17 protein-coding genes are annotated in these 20,684 nt (G+C 73.6%); 6 read left to right on the forward strand and 11 right to left on the reverse strand.

The genetic code is table 11. The annotated features are described in order from the left end of the window. Positions 1-6: 6 nt before the first annotated feature. The 4 genes from nadC to ACFXGX_RS12825 are packed head-to-tail and all read right to left on the reverse strand — an operon-like array spanning position 7 to position 4,683. Complete coding sequence (gene nadC / locus ACFXGX_RS12810) at positions 7-984, reverse strand: carboxylating nicotinate-nucleotide diphosphorylase (RefSeq protein WP_384788917.1); 978 nt, start codon at positions 982-984, stop codon at positions 7-9. Between the two features lie 5 nt (positions 985-989). Continuing rightward, entirely contained in the window at positions 990-2,759 is a 1,770-nt protein-coding gene (locus tag ACFXGX_RS12815) for an L-aspartate oxidase (RefSeq protein WP_384788921.1), read from the reverse strand. Next, entirely contained in the window at positions 2,756-3,748 is a 993-nt protein-coding gene (gene panC, locus ACFXGX_RS12820) for a pantoate--beta-alanine ligase (RefSeq protein WP_355770527.1), read from the reverse strand. The genes ACFXGX_RS12815 and panC overlap by 4 nt, the downstream gene beginning before the upstream one ends. Then, positions 3,745-4,683: a Rossmann-like and DUF2520 domain-containing protein gene (locus tag ACFXGX_RS12825; RefSeq protein ID WP_384788924.1), complete on the reverse strand. Its 939-nt coding sequence runs from the start codon at positions 4,681-4,683 to the stop codon at positions 3,745-3,747. The genes panC and ACFXGX_RS12825 overlap by 4 nt, the downstream gene beginning before the upstream one ends. A gap of 219 nt (positions 4,684-4,902) precedes the next feature. On the opposite strand from ACFXGX_RS12825, the gene ACFXGX_RS12830 reads away from it, so the two are divergent. Continuing rightward, a complete protein-coding gene (locus tag ACFXGX_RS12830; RefSeq protein ID WP_384788926.1) occupies positions 4,903-6,138 on the forward strand; it encodes a threonine aldolase family protein in 1,236 nt (411 codons plus the stop codon). Between the two features lie 221 nt (positions 6,139-6,359). Here the strand turns inward: ACFXGX_RS12830 and ACFXGX_RS12835 are convergent, their stop codons facing one another. Beyond that, a complete protein-coding gene (locus ACFXGX_RS12835) occupies positions 6,360-6,578 on the reverse strand; it encodes a hypothetical protein (RefSeq protein ID WP_384788929.1) in 219 nt (72 codons plus the stop codon). A 158-nt stretch (positions 6,579-6,736) separates the two neighbouring features. On the opposite strand from ACFXGX_RS12835, the gene ACFXGX_RS12840 reads away from it, so the two are divergent. Next, the gene (locus ACFXGX_RS12840; protein ID WP_384788931.1) at positions 6,737-7,846 is read left to right on the forward strand and encodes a DUF5937 family protein; all 1,110 of its coding nucleotides are present in this window, start codon (positions 6,737-6,739) and stop codon (positions 7,844-7,846) included. 272 nt (positions 7,847-8,118) lie between these two features. Here the strand turns inward: ACFXGX_RS12840 and ACFXGX_RS12845 are convergent, their stop codons facing one another. From ACFXGX_RS12845 to ACFXGX_RS12855, 3 genes are all read right to left on the reverse strand, one after another. Next, a complete protein-coding gene (locus ACFXGX_RS12845; protein WP_384788934.1) occupies positions 8,119-8,751 on the reverse strand; it encodes an AAA family ATPase in 633 nt (210 codons plus the stop codon). A gap of 125 nt (positions 8,752-8,876) precedes the next feature. Further along, positions 8,877-9,548, reverse strand: a complete 672-nt coding sequence (locus ACFXGX_RS12850; RefSeq protein ID WP_384788937.1) for a response regulator — start codon at positions 9,546-9,548, stop codon at positions 8,877-8,879. 53 nt (positions 9,549-9,601) lie between these two features. Continuing rightward, entirely contained in the window at positions 9,602-10,807 is a 1,206-nt protein-coding gene (locus ACFXGX_RS12855) for a sensor histidine kinase (RefSeq protein WP_384788941.1), read from the reverse strand. A 153-nt stretch (positions 10,808-10,960) separates the two neighbouring features. Here ACFXGX_RS12855 and ACFXGX_RS12860 point away from each other — a divergent pair, with 153 nt between their 5' ends. Further along, a complete protein-coding gene (locus ACFXGX_RS12860) occupies positions 10,961-12,253 on the forward strand; it encodes an SAM-dependent methyltransferase (protein WP_384788944.1) in 1,293 nt (430 codons plus the stop codon). Here ACFXGX_RS12860 and ACFXGX_RS12865 read toward each other — a convergent pair. After that, positions 12,218-13,369 carry an NADH-quinone oxidoreductase subunit D gene (locus tag ACFXGX_RS12865; RefSeq protein ID WP_384788947.1) on the reverse strand — a complete coding sequence of 384 codons (1,152 nt, stop codon included), beginning with the start codon at positions 13,367-13,369 and terminating at the stop codon, positions 12,218-12,220. The two genes, ACFXGX_RS12860 and ACFXGX_RS12865, sit on opposite strands and share 36 nt — an antisense overlap. Positions 13,370-13,400: 31 nt before the next feature. On the opposite strand from ACFXGX_RS12865, the gene ACFXGX_RS12870 reads away from it, so the two are divergent. Together ACFXGX_RS12870 and ACFXGX_RS12875 are read left to right on the forward strand one after the other, a co-directional pair. Then, on the forward strand, positions 13,401-13,904 hold the full coding sequence (locus tag ACFXGX_RS12870; RefSeq protein WP_384788950.1) for a PH domain-containing protein: 504 nt from the start codon (positions 13,401-13,403) through the stop codon (positions 13,902-13,904). An 83-nt stretch (positions 13,905-13,987) separates the two neighbouring features. After that, positions 13,988-15,292, forward strand: coding sequence for a PH domain-containing protein (locus ACFXGX_RS12875; RefSeq protein WP_384789125.1), 1,305 nt, complete (start codon positions 13,988-13,990; stop codon positions 15,290-15,292). 128 nt (positions 15,293-15,420) lie between these two features. Here the strand turns inward: ACFXGX_RS12875 and ACFXGX_RS12880 are convergent, their stop codons facing one another. Then, positions 15,421-17,172 (reverse strand): hypothetical protein, encoded by a 1,752-nt coding sequence (locus tag ACFXGX_RS12880; protein WP_384788953.1) that lies wholly within the window; start codon positions 17,170-17,172, stop codon positions 15,421-15,423. 293 nt (positions 17,173-17,465) lie between these two features. Continuing rightward, positions 17,466-18,596 (reverse strand): alpha/beta hydrolase, encoded by a 1,131-nt coding sequence (locus tag ACFXGX_RS12885; RefSeq protein ID WP_384788956.1) that lies wholly within the window; start codon positions 18,594-18,596, stop codon positions 17,466-17,468. Between the two features lie 199 nt (positions 18,597-18,795). Between ACFXGX_RS12885 and ACFXGX_RS12890 the strand changes: the two genes are divergently transcribed. Then, positions 18,796-20,625 (forward strand): phosphatidylglycerol lysyltransferase domain-containing protein, encoded by a 1,830-nt coding sequence (locus ACFXGX_RS12890; RefSeq protein WP_384788958.1) that lies wholly within the window; start codon positions 18,796-18,798, stop codon positions 20,623-20,625. The last annotated feature ends 59 nt before the right edge of the window (positions 20,626-20,684 follow it).

A 20,684-nucleotide genomic window follows, 5' to 3' on the forward strand; every position in this document is an offset into this window, starting at 1 on the left:
CCGGGGTTACTCCGCCGCTCGCAGGTCGAGGCCGATGTCGAGGATCGGGGAGGAGTGCGTGAGCGCGCCCACCGCCAGGAAGTCGACGCCCGTCTTCGCGTAGGCCGCGGCGTTGGCGAGGGTGAGCCGGCCGGACGCCTCCAGCAGGGCACGGCCGGCGACGAGGGCGACCGCCTCCTCGCACTCGACCGGCGTGAAGTTGTCCAGCAGGATCAGATCGGCGCCCGCGTCGACGACGTCACGCAACTGGTGCAGGGTGTCGACCTCCACCTCGACGGGGACCTCCGGGAACATCTCCCGTACGGCCTTGAAGGCCTCGGCCACACCGCCCGCGGCGACCACGTGGTTGTCCTTGACCAGCGCCGCGTCGGACAGCGACATGCGGTGGTTGACGCCACCCCCGCAGCGCACCGCGAACTTCTCCAGGGAGCGCAGGCCCGGCGTGGTCTTGCGGGTGTCCCGAACCTTCGCCTCGGTGCCCTCCAGGGCGTCCGCCCACGCGCGCGTGGCGGTCGCGATGCCGGACAGGCGGCACAGGAGGTTGAGGGCGCTGCGTTCGGCCGTCAGCAGGTCGCGGGTGCGCGTGGTGACGCTCAGCAGCTTCTGGCCGGCCTCGACGGTGTCGCCGTCCTCGACGTGCCGCTCGACCTCGAACTCGTCGGTGCAGACCACCGACAGGACGGCCTCGGCGACGCGCAGGCCCGCGACGACGCCCGCGTCCCGGGCCGTGAAGTCGGCGGTGGAGACGGCGTCCTCGGGGATGGTCGCGACCGTCGTCACGTCCACGCCGTGGTCGAGGTCCTCCTGGATCGCCACGTTCGCGATGTCCTCGACCTCCAGGGGGTCGAGACCGGCGTCGGCCAGGAGCTGGGCCAGAGCGGGATCGAGGCCGCACTCCATGTACGCCTCGTCCATGTCTGCGCCACAGCCGCAGCCGTCGCCGCAGCCGCCGCTCTCGGCGAGGGGAAGGTCGTGGGTGCTCACTTCGGTCACTGCTCCTGGGGACGGGACGGGGGCGCCGGGTGGGGCTGCCGGGATGTCGGGGGGAAGTCTGCGGTATCGGTGGTGCGGAGGGCGAGGGTCCGGTCGGGATTCAGCCGTACGACGATGTGGCGGCGCCACTGGTCGTCGTCGCGGTCGGCGTGGTCCTCCCGCCAGTGGCAGCCGCGGGTCTCCTCGCGCAGCAGGGCGGCGGCGACCAGGACGCGGGCCACGCACAGCAGGTTGGTGGCCTCCCAGGTGTCGACGCCGGGCTCGGAGGTCTTGCCGTTCTCGTCGAGGGCGTCCCGCGCGTCGGTGTGCAGCCGCTGGAGCTGCTCGGCCGCGGCCGCGAGGGACTCGGCGGAGCGCAGCACACCGGCGCCGACCGTCATGATCCGCTGGATCGCGAAGCGGGTCTCGGGGGCGAGCAGCGGGTGCGCGGGCGTCTCGGGGTGCGGCACCGGCTGGGGCACGCGCGCGTGCGGACCGTTCTCGGCGTGGCTCGCCGCGATGTCGGCGGCGATCCGCTCGGCGTAGACGAGGCCTTCCAGCAGGGAGTTGGAGGCGAGCCGGTTGGCGCCGTGGACGCCCGTGCAGGCGACCTCCCCGCACGCGTACAGGCCGGGGACCGTGGTGCGGCCCCGGGCGTCGGTGCGGACGCCGCCGGAGGCGTAGTGGGCGGCCGGGGCGACCGGGACGGGCTCGGTCACCGGGTCGATGCCGTTGGCGCGGCAGGCGGCGAGGATCGTGGGGAAGCGGTGTTCCCACATGTCGGCGCCGAAGTGCCGGGCGTCGAGGTACATGTGCTCGGCGTCCTGCTCCTGCATGCGGCGCGTGATGCCCTTGGCGACGATGTCCCGGGGCGCCAGTTCGGCCAGCTCGTGCTGTCCCACCATGAAGCGCACGCCGTCGGCGTCGACGAGGTGGGCGCCCTCGCCGCGTACCGCCTCGGAGACCAGCGGCTGCTGGCCCTCCGCGTCGGGGCCGAGGAAGAGCACGGTCGGGTGGAACTGGACGAATTCGAGGTCGGAGATCTCGGCGCCCGCGCGCAGGGCGAGGGCCACGCCGTCGCCCGTGGAGACGGACGGGTTGGTGGTCGCGGAGTACACCTGGCCCATGCCGCCGGTCGCGAGGACCACGGTGGGGGCGTGGACGGCGCCCACGCCGTCGTGCTGGCCCTCTCCCATGACGTGCAGGGTCACACCCGCGGTGCGGCCCTCGGCGTCCGTCAGGAGGTCGAGGACGAGCGCGTTCTCGACCGTGCGCAGACCGCGCGCGCGGACCGCCTCGACGAGGGCCCGGGAGATCTCGGCGCCGGTCGCGTCACCGCCCGCGTGCGCGATGCGGCGGCGGTGGTGGCCGCCCTCGCGGGTGAGTTCGAGGCGGCCCTCGGAGGACTCGTCGAAGTGGGCGCCGGTCGCGATGAGCCGGCGGACGGCGTCCGGGCCCTCGGTGACGAGGATGCGCACGGCCTCCTCGTCGCACAGGCCCGCGCCCGCGACCAGGGTGTCGTCGAGGTGCTCCTCGGGGGTGTCGCCCTCGCCGAGAGCGGCGGCGATGCCGCCCTGCGCCCAGCGGGTGGAGCCGTCGTCCAGGCGGGCCTTGGTGACCACGACGGTACGCAGCCCCGCGGCCTCGCAGCGCAGCGCGGCGGTGAGCCCGGCGACGCCGGAGCCGACGACCACGACGTCCGCGGTCAGGGCCCAGCCCGGGGCGGGCGCGTGCAGGCGTATGCCGGTGCCAGTGGCGGTCTCTGAACCTGTGCCTTTGCCGGTCACGAGGCGGCTCCGAAGGTGAGGGGAATGTTGTCGATCAGGCGGGTCGTCCCGACCCGGGCGGCGACGGCGAGGACCGCCTCGCCGGTGAAGTCGTCCGGGATCTCCGTGAAGTCGTCCGGGTCGACGAGAGCGAGATAGTCCAGGACCAGCGGCGGCCGCAGGCGGGCCGCCTCGTCGAGGACCAGCCGGGCGGCCGAGCGGACGCCGCCGGGCCAGCCGGGGACGGCCTTGGCGACGGCGTGCGCGTCGGCCGCGGCCCGGGACTCCCCTATGGCGCTGAGGGCCTCGGCGCGCTCGCGCGTGGCGGGCACCTCCAGGGCCCGCGCGCGCAGCGCCTCCTGGGCGGCGTGCCGGTCACGGCCGGCGAACAGGGCCTGCGAGAGGGCGAGCGCGGTGCGCCGCTCCTCGGCCGAGAGGTAGCGGTTGCGGCTGGAGAGGGCGAGCCCGTCCTCCTCGCGCACGGTGGGGACGGCGGTGATCTCCACGCCGAAGTTCAGGTCGCGTGCCATGCGCCGGATCAGGGCGAGCTGCTGGGCGTCCTTCTGGCCGAACAGGGCCACGTCCGGCCGGGTCAGGTGCAGCAGTTTGGCGACGACGGTGAGCATGCCGTCGAAGTGGCCGGGCCGCACGGAGCCCTCCAGGCGCTCGCCCATCGGTCCCGCGGAGATCCGGACCTGGGGTTCGCCGCCGGGGTAGACCTCGTCGGCGGAGGGCGCGAACACGACGTCCGCGCCCGCCTGTTCGGCGATCTTCAGGTCGGCGTCGAGGGTGCGCGGGTAGCGGTCGAGGTCCTCGCCCTGGCCGAACTGGAGGGGGTTCACGAAGACGGTGACGACCACCTCGCCCGCCTCTCCCGCGATCTCGCGGGCGGTGCGGATCAGGGTGGCGTGGCCCTCGTGGAGGGCGCCCATGGTCATCACGACGGCTCTGCGGCCGGTCCGGGTCCGCGCGGACAGTTCGCCGGCGGTGCGCAGCAGGGCGGTGGTCATCGGGTGTCTCCCTCGGTCCCCTGGGTCGCGTCCGTCCCGTCGGCGAGTACTCCCAGGAGGTCCTCGGCGAGTTCCGGCTTGAGCAGCCCGTGGGCGAGCGCGCGGTCGGCGGTCGCGCGGGCCATCGCCAGATAGCCGGCGACGGTCCCCGGGGCGTGCCGGCGCAGTTCGGCGACGTGCGCGGCGACCGTGCCCGCGTCCCCGCGCGCGACGGGTCCGGTCAGGGCCGCGTCGCCCGACCTGAGCGCGTTGTCCAGGGCGGCGCCGAGGAGCGGGCCGAGCATGCGGTCGGGGGCCTCGACACCGGCGGTGCGCAGCAGTTCCATCGACTCGGCGACGAGGGTCACCAGGTGGTTGGCGCCGAGCGCGAGGGCCGCGTGGTAGAGCGGCCGGGACTCCTCGGCGATCCACTCGGGCTCGCCGCCCATCTCGATCACGAGGGCCTCGGCGGCCAGCCGGAGCTGGTCGGGGGCGGTGACGCCGAAGGAGCATCCGGCGAGCCGCTGGACGTCCACCGCGGTGCCCGTGAACGTCATCGCGGGGTGCAGGGCGAGCGGCAGGGCGCCCGCCCTGAGGGCCGGGTCGAGCACGCGCGCGCCGTACCGTCCGGAGGTGTGCACCAGGAGCTGTCCCGGGCGGACGGCGCCCGTGTCGGCGAGTCCTTCGACGAGCCCGGGGAGCGCGTCGTCGGGAACGGTCAGCAGGACGAGGTCGGCGCGGTCCAGGACCTCGGCCGGGGACACCAGCGGGACGTCGGGCAGGAGTTGCGCGGCGCGCCGCCTGGAGGCGTCGGAGACGCCGGAGACGGCCACCGGGCGGTGTCCGGCGAGCTGGAGCGCGGCGGCGAGCGCGGGACCGACACGGCCGGCGCCGACGACGCCGACGGTCAGCCGCGCGGGGCGGTCCTTGGGCTCTGGCTGGGGATACGTACTCACGCGACGGCGGCCTTCCGTTCCAGTCCGCTCGGGGTACCGGACGATTTCTCGTCATGTTAACGCGATTGGTCCGGGGGGAGTCCGGCCGTCCACAGGCTGTGGGTTTCCGCGCGCCGCGACGCCGGTGAGGACCCTGGCCGGGTGAACGGGATTTCCACAGGTCACCGGCGTGCGGAATTCGAGGTGACCGGCCGGGCCCGCCCGGGACATGATCCTGGAATGAGTGATACGACGGCACGCAGCGGTACGGACCCGGCGGAGCGGGGCGGTACGGAGCCCGCGGAGCAGGGCGGGGAGGGGACGGCGGGACTGTCTCCCGAGGAACGGTTCGAGCGGCGCGTGGTGGCCTGGAAGGCGGCCGGGCGGGTGCTGTGGCGCCCCGGCTACCAGTTGTCGCTCCGCGAGCACCTGGCCTGGCTGAACGAGGGCGCCGGTGACGTGTGCGACCTCGACGAACGGGTCGACATGTACGGCGGCGGCCTCGTCGAGACCCTGGAGGAGCGCGTCGCCGAACTGCTGGGCACGGAGGCGGCGGTCTTCTTCCCGACCGGGACCATGGCCCAGCAGGTCGTCCTGCGCTGCTGGGCGGGCCGGACCGGCGACGCGACCGTGGCCCTGCACGGGCTCAGTCACCCGGAGGTCCATGAACGGCAGGCGTTCAGCCAGGTCAGCGGCCTGCGCCCGGTCCGTCTGACGAACGAGCCCCGGATGCCGACCGCCGAGGAGGTGCGGGACTTCCCCGAGCCGTTCGGCGCGCTGCTGCTGGAGCTGCCGCTCCGGGACGCCGGTTTCGTCCTGCCCACCTGGGAGGAGCTCACCGAGGTCGTGGAGGCGGCCCGGGAGCGGGACGCCGTGGTGCACATCGACGGGGCCCGGCTGTGGGAGTGCACCCCGCACTTCGGCCGCCCTCTGGAGGAGATCGCCGGCCTCGCGGACAGCGTGTACGTCTCGTTCTACAAGTCGCTCGGCGGGTTCGGCGGTGCCGCCGTCGCGGGGCCGAAGACGCTCGTGGACGAGGCGAAGACCTGGCGGCACCGGTACGGCGGCATGATCATCCACCAGTTCCCGACCGTCCTGTCGGCGCTGATCGGCCTGGAGCGGGAGCTGCCCCGGCTGCCGGAGTACGTCGCCCACGCGCGCGTGGTGGCCGGCGCGCTGCGCGAGGGCTTCACGGAGGCGGGGGTCCCCTGGGTCCGTGTCCACCCGGAGGAGCCGCACACCCACCAGTTCCAGGTCTGGCTGCCGTACGACCCCGACGTCCTCGGGGACGCGGCGCTGCGGCAGGTCGAGGAGACGAAGACGGGCCTGTTCGCCCAGGGCTGGAACCGGGGCGGCCCGGGACTCGCGTACACGGAGGTCACCGTGGCCGAACCGGGTCTGGAGTGGACGGCGGACGACGTGAGGGCGGCGGTCCGCACGTTCGTGGAGAGGCTGCCGGACCGGAACGCCTCGTAGTCCGGGGGCGTGCACGGCGGCCCCGCGTGGGACGGAAGCCCGCGCGACCCCTCGTAGGACGGGAGCCCGCGCGACCCCTCGTAGGACGGGAGCCCGCGCGACCTCTCGTAGGACGGGAGCCCGCGCGGCCCGCCGCACTACGGGAGCCAGCGCGGCCCCTCGCGGGACGGGAGCCCGAGCGGTCACGGCGCGGGGTCCGGGGAGGCCGGGCGGGGCGGGTCTCAGCGGGCCGGCCGGCCGGGCCCGCCGTGCAGCCACCGGCCCAGGGCTCCGAGCAGGCGGCCATGGGCCGGACGTCCGGCCATGACGGCCCGGAAGCGCCGGTAGTCGCGCACCTCCCGCGCGGTCTCCCAGTCGTGGCTGCCGGGTGCCGGAGGAGCGGCCTCCCCGTGCTGCGAAGACCGGTAGCTGTCCAGGATGTACTGCTGGGTGATGCTCATGGCCGACCGCCTCTCGGGAGAGGGATGGGATCCGAAGGACCCGTGCGAGCCGCCCCGGTCGTCCCAGGTTGCGCCTGATCACAGCGGCTGTCGCTCCGATTGACGGCCGCCGTCAATCGACGGCGGCCGCTGTCGGTGGCGGGGTGCACCATGGGGGCATGAGCGTGCACATCGACATCGGCGGCCTGCGGCCGGAGCGGGTCGCCGTCGTGCCGTCGCCGCTGGCCGAGCTGGGGATGGCGCTGCACGCGCTGGCGGAACCGGGGCACCACCCCGGGCTGCAGGGCTGGACGACGGGAGTGACCGCCGGACTCGACGCCCATCTCGCGGACCGGATGTGCGAGGCGGACTTCCTTTGGCGCACGACGTTCTCGGATCTGTTCCTGCCGTGCGCCGGCGTCCCGGGCGGGGCCTCGATGCCGGGCGGGACGCTGGCCGAGGACCTAGACCTGCTGGACAAGCTCACCGACGAGCAGTTCGTGGACGCGGCCCTGGAGTTCACGTGTGCGCTGGCGTACGGCACCGAGGGGCCGCACGCCCTCTCCGACCCCGAGGTGCGGCGCCGCGCCGTGGATCTGGCCGCCTCGCGGGGGCCGCAGCAGACCCGGTTCACCGAGCGGCTGCTGGTGGACCCGCCGGGCGTGCGGGCCTGGCTGCGGCAGTTCCTTGAGGACTGCGACGAGGCCTTCTTCGCGGAGACCTGGGCCCGGCTGCGCCACCCGCTGGCCGCGGAGGCCCGTCACAAGACGGATCTGCTGCGGCACAAGGGCCTGTCCGAGGCACTGGCCTCCGTCTCCTCCGCCCTGTCCCTGGACGAGGCGGCGCGGATCATCACCGTCGACAAGCTGACCGAGGGCAGCACGACGGTCACGGCGGACGGCGGTCTGTTGCTGGTGCCGACCAGCCTCGGCCGCCCGCACCTGATGGTGCTGCACCGCTATCAGTGGCAGCCGGTGCTGCACTACCCGGTCAGCTCCCCCGAGCTCGCCGCCCCGCCCTCCGTCGAGCAGCTCACCCTGCGGATGGCCGCCCTGTCGCACCCGGTCCGGATGCGCATCTGCCGCCATCTGGCCCGCAGCGCGTACACCACCGGCGAGCTCGCCCAGGTGCACGGCATGACCGCGCCGGAGATATCCCGGCACCTGAGCGTGCTCAAGAAGGCGGGGCTGATCACCACGCGGCGGCGCGGCCGCTATGTGCTGCACCAGCTCGACGTCGGCGTGGTGGCCCGGCTGGGCAGCGATTTCCTGGAGGGGATCCTGCGCTGAGCCCATGAGCGGCCCGGCTGGTGGGTGGGTCGGGGCCGTGCCGGTGCATCAGCCCGTCGCCGTTGGGTGAGGGGTGGGCGTCGGTGGCGACGGGCATCGATGTACCGGCACGTCCCCTCGCGCCGGATCCCGGCTGCGGGTGCATCGTGGCTGGGCTGAGATTCAGCCCCTCCGGCGATTGAGGAGCGGGGGCTGGGGCGGAGCCCCAGGGTGGGACGGGTAGGGGTGGAAGCGGCGAGGAAACCCCCTACGACCGGAGCGCCGTGGGCGGGTCAGTCGAAGCGGATGTGGCGCACGCTCGTCCGCGCCCGCCGCAGGCGCCCGCGCAGAGCACCGTCGCGGTTCGGCGTGAGCGTCAGCCCCGCGAGGACCGCTATGCGGTCGGCGGTCCTGGCGACCGTCGTCCCGTCGGTCCACAGATGCTCGGCGAACTCCGGCTCGCGCAGCCGCTCCAGACAGTGGTCGAGCTGCCCCACGGCCCAGCTCTCGCGCCGCAACGGGGCGTCCTTCCCGGCGACATGGCCCACGAAGTGCCCGAAGCCGCGTTCACGCAGCCGCCTCAGGACGGTCTCGCGCTCGGCCAGCAGCGTGAAGTGCCGTACGTCGTGGCCCCGTTCACGCAGCCGCCCGACCGTCTCCGCGAAGTACGCGGGGTTCGTGATCGTCATGGGGGCGATGACCACACCGTCCCGTTTGCCGAGCGCGAGGTCGAGCACCTCGACCACGCCCTGCCGCCAGGACACCAAGTCCTGGAAATCTCCCCGGAGTTCGGGCGGAAGCATGCGATGCAGGCCGAAACCGGCGTGTTCCGGATCGCAGATGACGCCGCCGGGCAGCCGGCGCCTGATCTCGTGTGCGGTCTGTGTCTTGCCGCCCCCGAAGGGCCCGTTGATCCACAGGAGCATGCGCAGACCCTAGTGCGCGCCGGTCACGTCCCGGTCACGTCTCCGTGCCCCACCCCGGCCGCCGGCCGGACGGCACGCGGACCACGGCCGGACGGCACGCGGGCCGCGGAGCACGGAATCTCACGTCAGCCGAGGCCGCCCGCCCGGACGATTCCCGTCTCATAGGCGAGGACGACCACCTGGACCCGGTCACGCAGTCCCAGCTTGGTGAGAATGCGCCCGACATGGGTCTTCACGGTGGCCTCCGAGAGGACGAGACGGGCCGCGATCTCCCCGTTGGACAGGCCCTGCGCGACGAGGATCATGACCTCGCGCTCGCGCTCGGTGAGCCGTTCGAGCCCCTTGTGCCGGGGCTCCTTGCCCGCGTTGGGCAGCAGCGGCGCGAACCGGTCGAGCAGCCGCCGGGTGGTGGACGGCGCGACCACGGCGTCGCCGCTGTGCACGGAACGGATGGCGGCGAGCAGCTCGCCCGGGGGCACGTCCTTGAGCATGAAGCCGGAGGCGCCCGCCTTCAGTCCGGAGAACGCGTACTCGTCGAGGTCGAAGGTGGTCAGGATCAGCACCTTCGGCGGGTTCGGGTCCGAGCAGATGCGGCGGGTGGTCTCCACACCGTCGAGCTTCGGCATGCGTACGTCCATGAGGACCACGTCGACCTCGGTGGCCGCCAGCACCTGCAGGGCCTCGACGCCGTCGCCCGCCTCGGCCACGACCTCCATGTCCGGCTGGGCGGCGAGCACCATCCGGAAGCCGGTGCGCAGCAGCACCTGGTCGTCGACGAGCATCACGCGGATCGCCATCGGGGGCCTTTCACAAAGTCGGGGCCGGTCGTCGGACCGGGTGTGTACAGGTGTCAGTGGGCCGCTTTGAGCGGCAGCAGGGCGCTGATGCGGAAACCCCCGCCGGGGCGCGGCCCCGCGTCAAGGGTGCCGCCGACCATGCCGACGCGCTCCCGCATGCCGATCAGGCCGTGGCCCTGCCCGTCGGCGCCGCCGTCCTCGTACAGCTCGTGGGGGGCTCCCTTGCCGTCGTCCTCGACGAGCAGACCGAGGCCGTCGTCGAAGTAGACCAGACGCACGCTCGCGCCCGCGTTCGGGCCTCCGTGCTTGCGGGTGTTGGTGAGCGCCTCCTGGACGATGCGGTACGCCGTGAGCTCGACCCCGCTGGGCAGCGGGCGCGGGGTGCCCTCCACCTTGAAGTCGACGGGCAGGCCCGAGGTGCGGCACTGCTCGATGAGGTCGTCGAGCTGCTCGACGTCGGGCTGCGGCACGTACTCGCCGACCTCCTGGTGCTCGCCCGTGCGCAGCACGCCGAGCAGCCGGCGCATCTCGGCGAGGGCCTGCCTGCCGGTCCCCGAGATGGTCTCCAGCGCCTTCCTGGCCTGCTCCGGGGCGGTGTCCATGACGTACGCGGCGCCGTCGGCCTGAACCACCATCACCGAGACGTTGTGCGCGACGACGTCGTGCAGCTCGCGCGCGATCCGGGCGCGCTCGGCGGCGACCGCGACCTTGGCCTGCGCCTCGCGCTCCTTCTCCAGACGGGCGGCCCGCTCCTCCAGTTGCGCGAGGTAGGCGCGGCGGGTGCGGATCGAGTCGCCGAGCACCCAGGCGAGCGCGAACGGAACGGTCTGGAAGATCGCTATGAAGACACCGCCCGGTCCGCTGGCCTCGTGCGCGGGCCAGCGGAGCTGCGCGAGCGTGCCCGCGCACAGGCCGCCGACCAGCGCGAGCCGGGAGGCCCAGCGGGCTCCGTTCGCGGCGACCGTGTAGATGATCACCAGCATCGCGAAGTCCTCGGGCGCCGAGGGGACGTCCAGGACGAGCTGGGCGAGGCCCGCGGCCACGGCCAGGAGCAGCATCTTCTCGGGCATGCGTCGGCGCAGCGCGACGACCGCGCTCAGCGCGACGGCGATCGGGAGCGCCACCGCGGTCGGCTGTGGCCCCTCCGCGGCGCCGTTGACATTGCTGATGCTCACCCAGGAGATCCCGAGCAGGGCGACGGCCCAGAAGCTGTCGACCCATGTCGGGTACCTGCGGAGAAGGTCATAGAGGCGCTGCACGTAACCCAGAGTAGGGAGGCGTGCGGTGTGCCCGGGTCAACCGGAGGACCGATCCGGGACCGCTCCTCGTACTCCCCAAGGTGGATGTCCCCCGCTCCGGGGCCGCTGGGAAGCCGCCCGAAAGGCCCCGAGGGCGTGGCCTAGCCTGGCCCGGTGGACGGTGCGGCGGCGGGTGAGTGGCGTGGGTGGCGCGAGGCGACGGAGGAGGCCCTGTACGGGCCCCGCGGCTTCTATCGGCGGCCCGAGGGACCGGCGGGGCATTTCCGGACCTCGGTGCACGCCTCCCCGCTGTTCGCGGGTGCCGTGGCGCGGCTGCTGTGCCGCCTCGACGCGGCGCTCGGCCACCCGGACCCGCTGGCCTTCGTGGACATGGCGGCCGGCCGCGGCGAGCTGGTGACCGGCGTCCTCGCCGCCCTCCCCGCCGACGTGGCCGGCCGTGTGCGCGCGTACGCCGTCGAGCGGGCGGACCGGCCGGAGGGCCTCGACCGGCGGATCTCGTGGCTCGGCGAGCCGCCCCGGGGGGTCACCGGGCTGCTGTTCGCCAACGAGTGGCTGGACAACGTGCCCGTGGACGTCGCCGAGATCGGTCCGGACGGAGCGCCGCGGCGGGTCCTCGTCCGGGCCGACGGAACCGAACGCCTCGGGGAGCCGGTCGCCGGGGAGGACGCCCGATGGCTGCGGACCTGGTGGTGGCCCCGGCCCGGCGACGGCCCCGACCCGGGAGCGGAACCGGACCTCACGCCGGGAACAGGGCCGGACCTCGGAACAGGGCCGGACCTCACGCCGGGACGGCGCCAGGACTCCGCTTCGGGCGGTCGGCCGGAACCCGAGCCGGAAGGTGTGCCGGACCCCGCGCCCCAAGGGCGGCTCGGCCCCGTATCGCCACAAGATGCACCCCACTCGCCGGGGGCGGGCGCGGCTCCCGAGGCGCCCTCGGCTCCCGTCGGGGGCGCGCGTGCCGAGATCGGGCTCCCCCGGGATCTCGCCTGGGCCTCCGCCGTGGCCGCGCTCGACCGGGGACTCGCCGTCGCCGTCGACTACGCGCACTTCGCGGGCGGACGTCCGCCCTTCGGGACCCTCACCGGCTTCCGGGAGGGACGCGAGACGGCACCGGTGCCGGACGGCTCGTGCGACATCACCGCGCACGTGGCGCTCGACGCGTGCGCGGTGCCCGGGGGCCGCGTGGTGACCCAGCGCGCGGCGCTGCGCGCGCTGGGCGTGAGCGGCGCCCGCCCCCCGCTCGCCCTCGCGTCGACGGACCCCGCCGCCTATGTGCGCGCCCTCGCGGCCGCCGGGCAGGCGGCGGAACTCACCGCGCCGGGCGGGCTGGGCGGCTTCGGCTGGCTGCTCCGGCCCGTCGGCCTCCCCGACGGGCTCCGGGACTCCCCCGACACCGTCCTGCGGGAGGCCCTACTTGTCGATGTCCCCGACCACGAAGAACAGTGACCCGAGGATCGCCACCATGTCGGCGACGAGCGTCCCGGGCAGCAGCTCGGTGAGCGCCTGGATGTTGTTGAAGGACGCGGAGCGCAGCTTCAGCCGGTACGGGGTCTTCTCGCCCTTGCTGACGAGGTAGTAGCCGTTGATGCCGAGCGGGTTCTCGGTCCAGGCGTACGTGTGTCCCTCGGGCGCCTTGAGGACCTTCGGCAGGCGCTGGTTGACCGGGCCGGGCGGCAGCTCGGCGAGCCGGTCCAGACAGGCGTCCGCGAGGTCCAGGGCGTTGTGCGTCTGCTCCAGGAGGCACTCGAAGCGGGCCAGGCAGTCGCCCTCCTCGCGCGTGACGACCTTCAGCGTGTCCTGGAGCTCCCCATAGGCGAGGTAGGGCTCGTCGCGGCGCAGGTCGAAGTCGACGCCGGAGGCCCGCGCGATGGGGCCGCTCACCCCGTACGCGTGCACGGCCCCCGGAGCGAGCACGCCCACCCCGCGCGTACGCCCCCGGAAGATCTCGTTGCCGAGCACCAGGTCGTCGTACACGCCCATCCGCGTGCGCAGAGCGGCGACGCAGGCACGCGCGCGTGTGGTCCATCCGGCCGGAAGGTCCTCCTTGAGGCCGCCGACGCGGTTGAACATGTAGTGCATGCGCCCGCCGGAGACCTCCTCCATGACGTGCTGGAGCTCCTCGCGCTCCGTGAAGGCGTAGAAGATCGGGGTGATCCCGCCCAGTTCCAGGGGATAGGAGCCGAGGAACATCAAGTGGTTGAGGACCCGGTTGAGCTCCGCGAGCAGCGTGCGCGTCCACACCGCGCGCGCGGGGACCTCCATGCCGAGCATCCGCTCCACGGCGAGGACGACGCCCAGTTCGTTCGAGAAGGCCGACAGCCAGTCGTGGCGGTTGGCGAGCATGATGATCTGGCGGTAGTCGCGTGCCTCGAAGAGCTTCTCGGCGCCGCGGTGCATGTAGCCGATGACCGGCTCCACGTGCTGGATCCGCTCACCGTCGAGTACGAGCCGCAGTCGCAGCACGCCATGGGTCGAGGGGTGCTGGGGGCCGATGTTGAGCACCATGTCGGTGCTCTCGGCAGCGCCGCCGATGCCGACCATGGTCTCCGTCGTGGGAGTCATGGCCACAGTCTCTCGTACGTACGCTTACCGCATGGAGACGGGGAGCGCGCGGACCGAGGAGAGCGTCCCGGGGGAGCCGGTCTGGACCGGACTGCCTCCGGGGCTGCTACGTATGCGACGGCTGTTGCTGGTGGTGTGGCTGGGGCTCCTGACGATCGCCGTCGGGCTGTTCCTCGCCCTGTTCGCAGGTCAGGGCTGGGCGGCCTTCGCCCTGCTGCCGCTCGCCCTCATCGCGTGGGGCTGGCGCATGCTGGGGCGCAACTGGCGCTCCTGGCGGTACGCGGAGCGCGCGGACGACCTGCTGATCAGCCGGGGGGTGCTGTGGCGTGAGGAGACCGTGGTGCCGTACGGGCGCATGCAGCTCGTCGAGGTGACCTCCGGGCCGCTGGAACGTCACTTCGGGCTCGCCAGTGTGCAGCTCCACACGGCCGCCGCGGCCACCGACGCGTGCATCCCGGGTCTCGACCCGGCCGAGGCCGAGCGGTTGCGGGACCGGCTGACCGAACTGGGCGAGGCACGATCGGCGGGCCTGTGAGCACGGCCTCCCCGGACTCCTCGGGGCCCCCGTCCGCCGCGTCCGGCGCCCTCCCCGGCCCACCGGCCGGGCCGGGCGACGGCATGTCCGTAGCGGAGGAGAAGCCGCTGTCCGAGCGGCGGCTGCACCCCGTGACCCCGTTCCGGCGGGCCTGGGCCCCGGTCGCGGTCCTCGCCGGCTGGGCCGTCCACGACCCGGGCCAGGCGCAGGAGCAGATCTCCCGGCTCACGACGACCGCGCTGCTGCTGGGGCTCGTGGTGATCGTGCCGGGCGCCGCTCTCTACGGCTTCCTGAGCTGGTGGTTCACCCACTTCGCGGTGACCGACACCGAACTGCGCATCCGTACCGGCCTGTTGTTCCGCCGCACCGCGCACATCCGGCTCGAACGGCTCCAGGCCGTCGACATCACGCAGCCGCTGCTGGCCCGCGTCGCGGGCGTCGCCAAGCTCAAGCTCGATGTGGTCGGCGCCGACCGGAAGGACGAGCTGGCCTATCTGGGCGAGGGCGAGGCCCGGCGGCTGCGTGCCGAACTCCTCGCCCGCGCGGCCGGGTTCGCGCCCGAGTCCGCCCACGAGGTCGGCGAGGCGCCGGTCCGGCGGCTGCTGCACGTCCCGCCCGCCGTCCTCGCCGCCTCCCTGCTGCTCACCGGTGCCACCTGGGCGTCCCTGGTCGCCGCGCTCGTCGTGCCGACGCTGCTGTGGTTCGCCACGCACAGCGCCTGGACGGTCCTCGCGACCGGACTGCCCCTGCTCGGCGCGGCGGGCGCGAGCAGCGTCGGACGGTTCGTCGGCGAGTACGACTGGACGGTGGGCGAGTCGCCCGACGGCCTGCGCATCGACCACGGGCTCCTGGACCGTACGCACGAGACGGTGCCGCCCGGACGCGTGCAGACCGTGCGGATCGTCGAACCCCTGCTGTGGCGCGGCCGATGGGTGCGTGTGGAGCTGGACGTGGCCGGGTCGTCGAACTCGGTCCTCGTGCCCGTCGCTCCGCGCGAGGTCGCCGAGGCCGTGATCGCCGCCGTGCTGCCCGGCGTGACCGTTCCCGCGTTCCTGGACCGGCCGCCGCGGCGGGCCGGCTGGTGCGTGCCGTTCTGGTGGCGCGGGTACGGACTCGCCGTCACCGGCGCCGTGTTCGCCGCGCGCCGCGGGCTGCTGCGCCGCCGCCTCCATCTCGTCCCGCACGCCAAGGTGCAGAGCGTCCGGCTGACGCAGGGGCCCTGGGAGCGCTTCAAGGGGCTCGCCGACGTCCACATCGACGCCGGCGCCGGCAAGACGGTGACGGCGCGGCTGCGGGACGCCGAGGAGGCGGCGGCCCTCCTCCAGGCACAGGCGGACCGGTCCCGCACGGGGCGCCGGGAGGCCAGGCCGGACCGCTGGATGGCCTGAGGCCCCGCGCCGAGGGGGTGGAAACGGGTGAGGGGGTGGAAACGGGAAAGGGCAGTGGCACGAAGCCACTGCCCTCATTCGGTGACGCCTGCTCGGCCCCGGTCACGCCTGCTCGGCGGCCCCGCGGATCAGGAGGCCGCGCTCCGCAGCCCCGTCATGTCGATGTGCTCGGTCTCGTCGTGCTCGGTCAGGTCGATGACCTGGCGGTCGGCACCCTCCGAAGCCTCGCTCCCGGGCCTGGCCCCGGACGCGCCGGCCTCGGCCTCGTGCTCGGCGAGCGCCTCCTGACCGACCACGTCGGCGAGGTCCTCGTTCTGCACGGCTTCCACAGCGGCGGCTTCGGACTCCTCCTTCTGCGTACCGAAGAAGTCGAAGCCTCCCTCGACCGAGGGGCGGCGCACCGGCGCGGACTGCGGGACGACGGCCACCGCGGTCGGCACGGTGAAGTGCCCGGAGCGCTGGGCGGACTTGGCGGGCGGCAGCGCCGCGCGCGCCGGAGGCGCCGTCACGGCCCGGCGGGCCCGCTCGGGCGCGGCGGGCGACGGCTCGGCGTCGGCGGCCGCGCGCTGGTGCTCGCGGGCCGCCTCGGGCTTCCCCTGCGCCCCACCCGCCTCCGCGACGGAGTCCGCGGACGGACCCGTCCGGGCGGCCGGAGCGCTCTTCGGGGCGGCCTCGCCGTTCGCGGCCGTGTCCCGCTCGGCCACCCGGTCCCTGGTGGCGACCAGGTCCTTCGTGGCGGCCGCGCCCTTCTGGAGCGCCGCGCGCTTCCTCGCCGCCGCGTCCCGCTCGACGGCCGCGTCCAGCGCGGACCCGCCCGGAGCGGGCACGTCGTTCAGGGACCTGGCGATCGCGGAGCGGGTCTCGGGAGCCTCGGCCGAGGCGGTGCCGGGGGCGGCGGTCTCGCGGTCCGTGTCCGGCAGCGCGAGCGCCACGGACGTCGATGCCGTCCCGGCCCGGGCGCCCTCCGCCTGCGGGGCGTCGCCCGCTATCCGGTTCAACGCCGCTCCGGCCCGTAGGAAGAGCGACGACCCGGCCGGGGAGAAGGCCTCGGGGGACTCGTCGGTCCCGGCACCGGCCTGCGCCTTCGCGTCCTCGTCGTCCTCCGCCTCGGAGACCGAGTCGTCGTCGGGCGCGATGAAAGCCTCGATGGCGTCCGACCCGCTCACGGACGCGGACCCGCCGCTCCCGGAACCCTCGGACGGTGCCGTCTCCTCGGACGCCTCCGACGGTGCCGGGCCCTCGGTCGCGTCCGGTTCCCCGGACGTCTCGACCGTCTCGGCCGTGTCCTGCTCGTCCACCGCTCCGGGGGAGTCCGGGAAGTCCTGGGAGTCCGTCGTGTCGCCCGGGTCCGGCGTGCCGGAGGAGTCCTGGGTCTCGATCCCGTCCGGGGCCGTCCGCGCGGCCGGCAGGGCTCGGGCCGGCACCGAAGCCTCTATGGCGAGCTGCCGGCGCCCCTCCAGGGCGGTGGCCCGCTCCGTCTCGGCCGTGGCGTACCGCCGCAGCAGCGCCGCGTGCTCGTTGCGCAGGCCGGCCAGCTCGGTGCGCTTGGCGCGCAGCTTCTGCTCCAGCTTGGCGCGCAGTTCGCGCGACTCGTCAAGGTCCGTCTCCAGTTCGGCGACGCGCTCCTCGTGACGCCACTCGTCGCTCGCCCGCGCGCGCGTGAGGTCGGCGACACGTTTGCCCGCCGCGGTGTCCCAGCGGCGCAGGACGACCGCGCTGACGACCGCCGTCGCCGCGGCACCCGCGGCCAGGACACGGAGCGCGAACGCGTCCGTGAACAGCCAGGGTCCTATGGCGCAGACGAGCGACACACCGGCGATCGCCGAAGAAGGCAGCACCCTGTGCAAGGGCGGGGAATGGCGGTGGCGTCCACGTGGCATGGCCAGAAACTTACCGCGCGTAGGCGAATCTTGGTGCCCCGCCCGGTAAAAACCCAGTGTCCCCGGAAGCTTTGTCCTGTACCAGGCACCTACAGGGCACACGGCTTGTCCCACAAAGCCCGTCCCGCCCCCCGACCGCACCGGCTCCACGATCAATTCCGCGGGCTCCGAACAGTTCCCGGATCGTCATCGCCGGGTGCGGCATTCCTCCTGGGGACGGCATTTCCCGGCGCCGGACAACCCCATTCGTCCGCGGGGCACGAGGGCGTGTCCTGGCCCGGCCCCGGCAGGGCTCAGCGGTCGCTCAGACGTCCGCTGAGCCACTGGAGGGCACCCGGGATCTCCCGCCGCCAGGTGTTGAAGTTGTGGCCGCCGCTGTCGAGGATGATCGACGAGATCCGGGTGGGCTTCCTGGATTTCACGAGGTCTATGAAGTCGAGCGTGGCCTTGTAGTTGGATTCGCCCGCCTTGCTGCTCGTGACGAGGAGCGAGGTGTCCGGGGCGGGCCTGTTCTTCAGGAACCAGCGCAGATCGGCGCTGTCGCGCAGGGTCTTGTCGCCCCGGAAGAGGTCGCCCGTCGTCCGGTCGATCGGCGCCTTGTAGTACGGCGACAGGCCGGCGCCCGCCGCGTACACCCCGGGGTGGTGAACGGCGAGTTTCAGCGCGCAGTACCCGCCCGTCGAGTCGCCGACGATGCCCCAGCTCCGGGGATTTCCGCCCACGCGGTAATGCGCCGACACCGCCTCGGGCAGGTCCTTGGCGAAGAAGGACTCGGTCTGCGGACCGCCGGGGATGTCCACGCACTCGGTGTCCCGCGGCGGAGCGACGGTCGGCCGCAGCATCACCAGGATCATCGGCTGGGTCCTGCCCTCCTTGACCAAACGATTCGCCGTCTGCGGGAAGTGCAGGGCCTTGACGAGCGCCTTGGCCGTTCCGGGATAGCCGGTCAGCACGGTGACCGCCGGGAACGTACGGGTGCGGTACCGCGGCTGGAAGTACTCGGGCGGCAGATAGACGTACGCCGGTGTGGCGATCCGGGTCGTACGGCCGACGATGTCGATCTTCTGGATCTGGCCGCCGGTCTGCGGCCGCGCACCGCCCGAGACGGCCACCTGCTCGGTGTCCACGACCTGGAGGGGGCCACCGCCCGGCCCGTTCGCGCCGTCGTGGTCGACGACCACACCCTCGCCTCGCTCCCGGCCGAGGAGATCCGCCCAGCTCGCGTAGAACCCGAACGCCTGGTTGGCGCACAGCCCGATGGAGGCGAACAGCATCACCTGGGTGGCCAGCAGCAGCCCGACACGCCCGCTGACGGACCGCCAGGTACGCCTGGAGAGGCGGGGCCACCACCACACCGTGCCGACGAAAAGCAGTACGGCGAGCAGGACCGCCAATGCCAGCATCTTGTTGCTCGTGAGACCCATGGGGTGCACCGCCTGCGCTTTCCGTCCGGGTCCGTCCCACCCATTGGCGAGGCCTTGCCCTGGACTTTCCTTGCCTTTTGAACCGGCTTTCCGGAAGGGAGTGAACCTGTCCCCCCAAGACACCGTCCTAGAGGGCGCAATGTCGCCGGATGCCGGAATGGCACCGGATTCAAGGTCTCTCGCGGAACCACGGGATGCGATGTCTGTCAGGGTAGATGGGGAATTGTCGGGTGGGGTTCCGGGCCGGACAGGCCGGACACGGCGCGTACTGCGCGGTCCGAGCGCGGAGGTGGTCCCCGCCCTGATCGCCAGGGCCTGCACACTCGTAGGTCTCCTGGACGTCGCCGCGGGCGTCTTCCCGCGCTTCCGTCACAGCCGTATGCACGCCCTGGCCGAGGTGCTGCCCGGCTCGTTCGGGCCCTTCGCCGCGGCGCTGTCGCTCAGCGCCGGCGTGCTCCTGCTGCTGCTCGCCCACGGGCTGCGGCGCCGCAAGCGCCGGGCGTGGCGTGCCGCGGTACTGCTGCTGCCCGCGGGCGCCGCCGCGCAGTTCGCGTACCGCCACTCGGTGATCGGCGTCGTCATCTCGGCCGCGCTGCTCCTGCCGCTGCTGCGCCACCGCGACGAGTTCGCCGCGCTGCCCGATCCACGCAGCCGCTGGCGCGCGCTCGCCAACTTCGTTCTCATGGGCGCCGGTTCCCTCGTCCTCGGACTCGTCATCGTCAGCGTCCACGAGGACCGCATGATCGGCGACCCGAGCCTGGCCGACCGGATCAGTCACGTCCTGTACGGCCTGGTCGGCTTCGAGGGCCCCGTCGACTACGCGGGACCCACCTCCTGGACCGTCGCCTTCTCCCTCGGCGCGCTCGGCTGGCTCACCGCCGTCACCACCGTCTACCTCGCCTTCCGGCCCGAACACCCCGCCGCCCGCCTCACGGAGGACGACGAGGCCCGGCTGCGCGTCCTCCTGGACAAACACGGCGGCCGCGACTCCCTCGGCCACTTCGCGCTCCGCCGCGACAAGGCGGTCGTCTTCTCGCCCAGCGGCAAGGCGGCGGTCACCTACCGGGTCGTCTCCGGGGTGATGCTCGCCAGCGGTGACCCCATCGGCGACGTGGAGGCCTGGCCCGGCGCGATCGAGCGCTTCATGGACGAGGCCAGGGCGCACTCCTGGACGCCCGCCGTCATGGGCTGCTCGGAGACGGGCGGCGAGGTGTGGACGCGTGAGACCGGCCTCGACGCCCTCGAACTCGGGGACGAGGCGGTGGTGGACGTCGCGGATTTCTCCCTGTCCGGGCGCGCGATGCGCAACGTGCGCCAGATGGTCAAGCGCATCGAACGCGCCGGCTACGAGACCCGGGTACGGCGCATCCGTGACCTCGGCGAAGGCGAGCTGGAGCGGATACGGCGCGCGGCCGAGGACTGGCGCGGCACCGACACCGAACGCGGCTTCTCCATGGCGCTCGGCCGGATCGGTGACCCGTCCGACGGCGACTGTCTGATCGCCACGGCGCACAAGGCCGACGATCCGCCCGGCCCGTACGGCGACCTGAAGGCGGTCCTGCACTTCGTCCCGTGGGGCGCGGACGGCGCGTCGCTCGACCTCATGCGCCGCGACCGCGCCGCCGACCCCGGCATGAACGAACTCCTCATCGTGGCGGCGCTCCAGGCCGCACCCCGGCTCGGCATCGACCGGATCTCGCTCAACTTCGCGATGTTCCGCTCGGCGCTCGCGCGCGGCGAGAAGATCGGCGCGGGGCCGGTGCTGCGCGCCTGGCGCGGACTGCTCGTGTTCCTGTCGCGCTGGTTCCAGATCGAGTCGCTGTACAAGTTCAACGCCAAGTTCCGTCCGCGCTGGGAGCCGCGCTTCGTGGTCTACGCCTCCTCCCGCGACCTCCCCCGCATCGGCTTCGCCGCCATGCAGGCCGAGGGCTTCGTGAACCTCGCCCTGCCCCGGATCCTGCGCCGCCGCGCACCGGCCCCGCGCCCCTGCGCCCACGCGGTACCGGAACGGGGGGTCAGGGCGGTGTAGCCGGGAGCGCGGAGACCGGCGGAGGCGACGGGGCACGTGCGGGGGCGATGACGCCTCCT

The sequence above is a fragment of the Streptomyces sp. NPDC059371 genome (genome assembly GCF_042751995.1).
Taxonomy (GTDB): Bacteria; Actinomycetota; Actinomycetes; order Streptomycetales; family Streptomycetaceae; genus Streptomyces.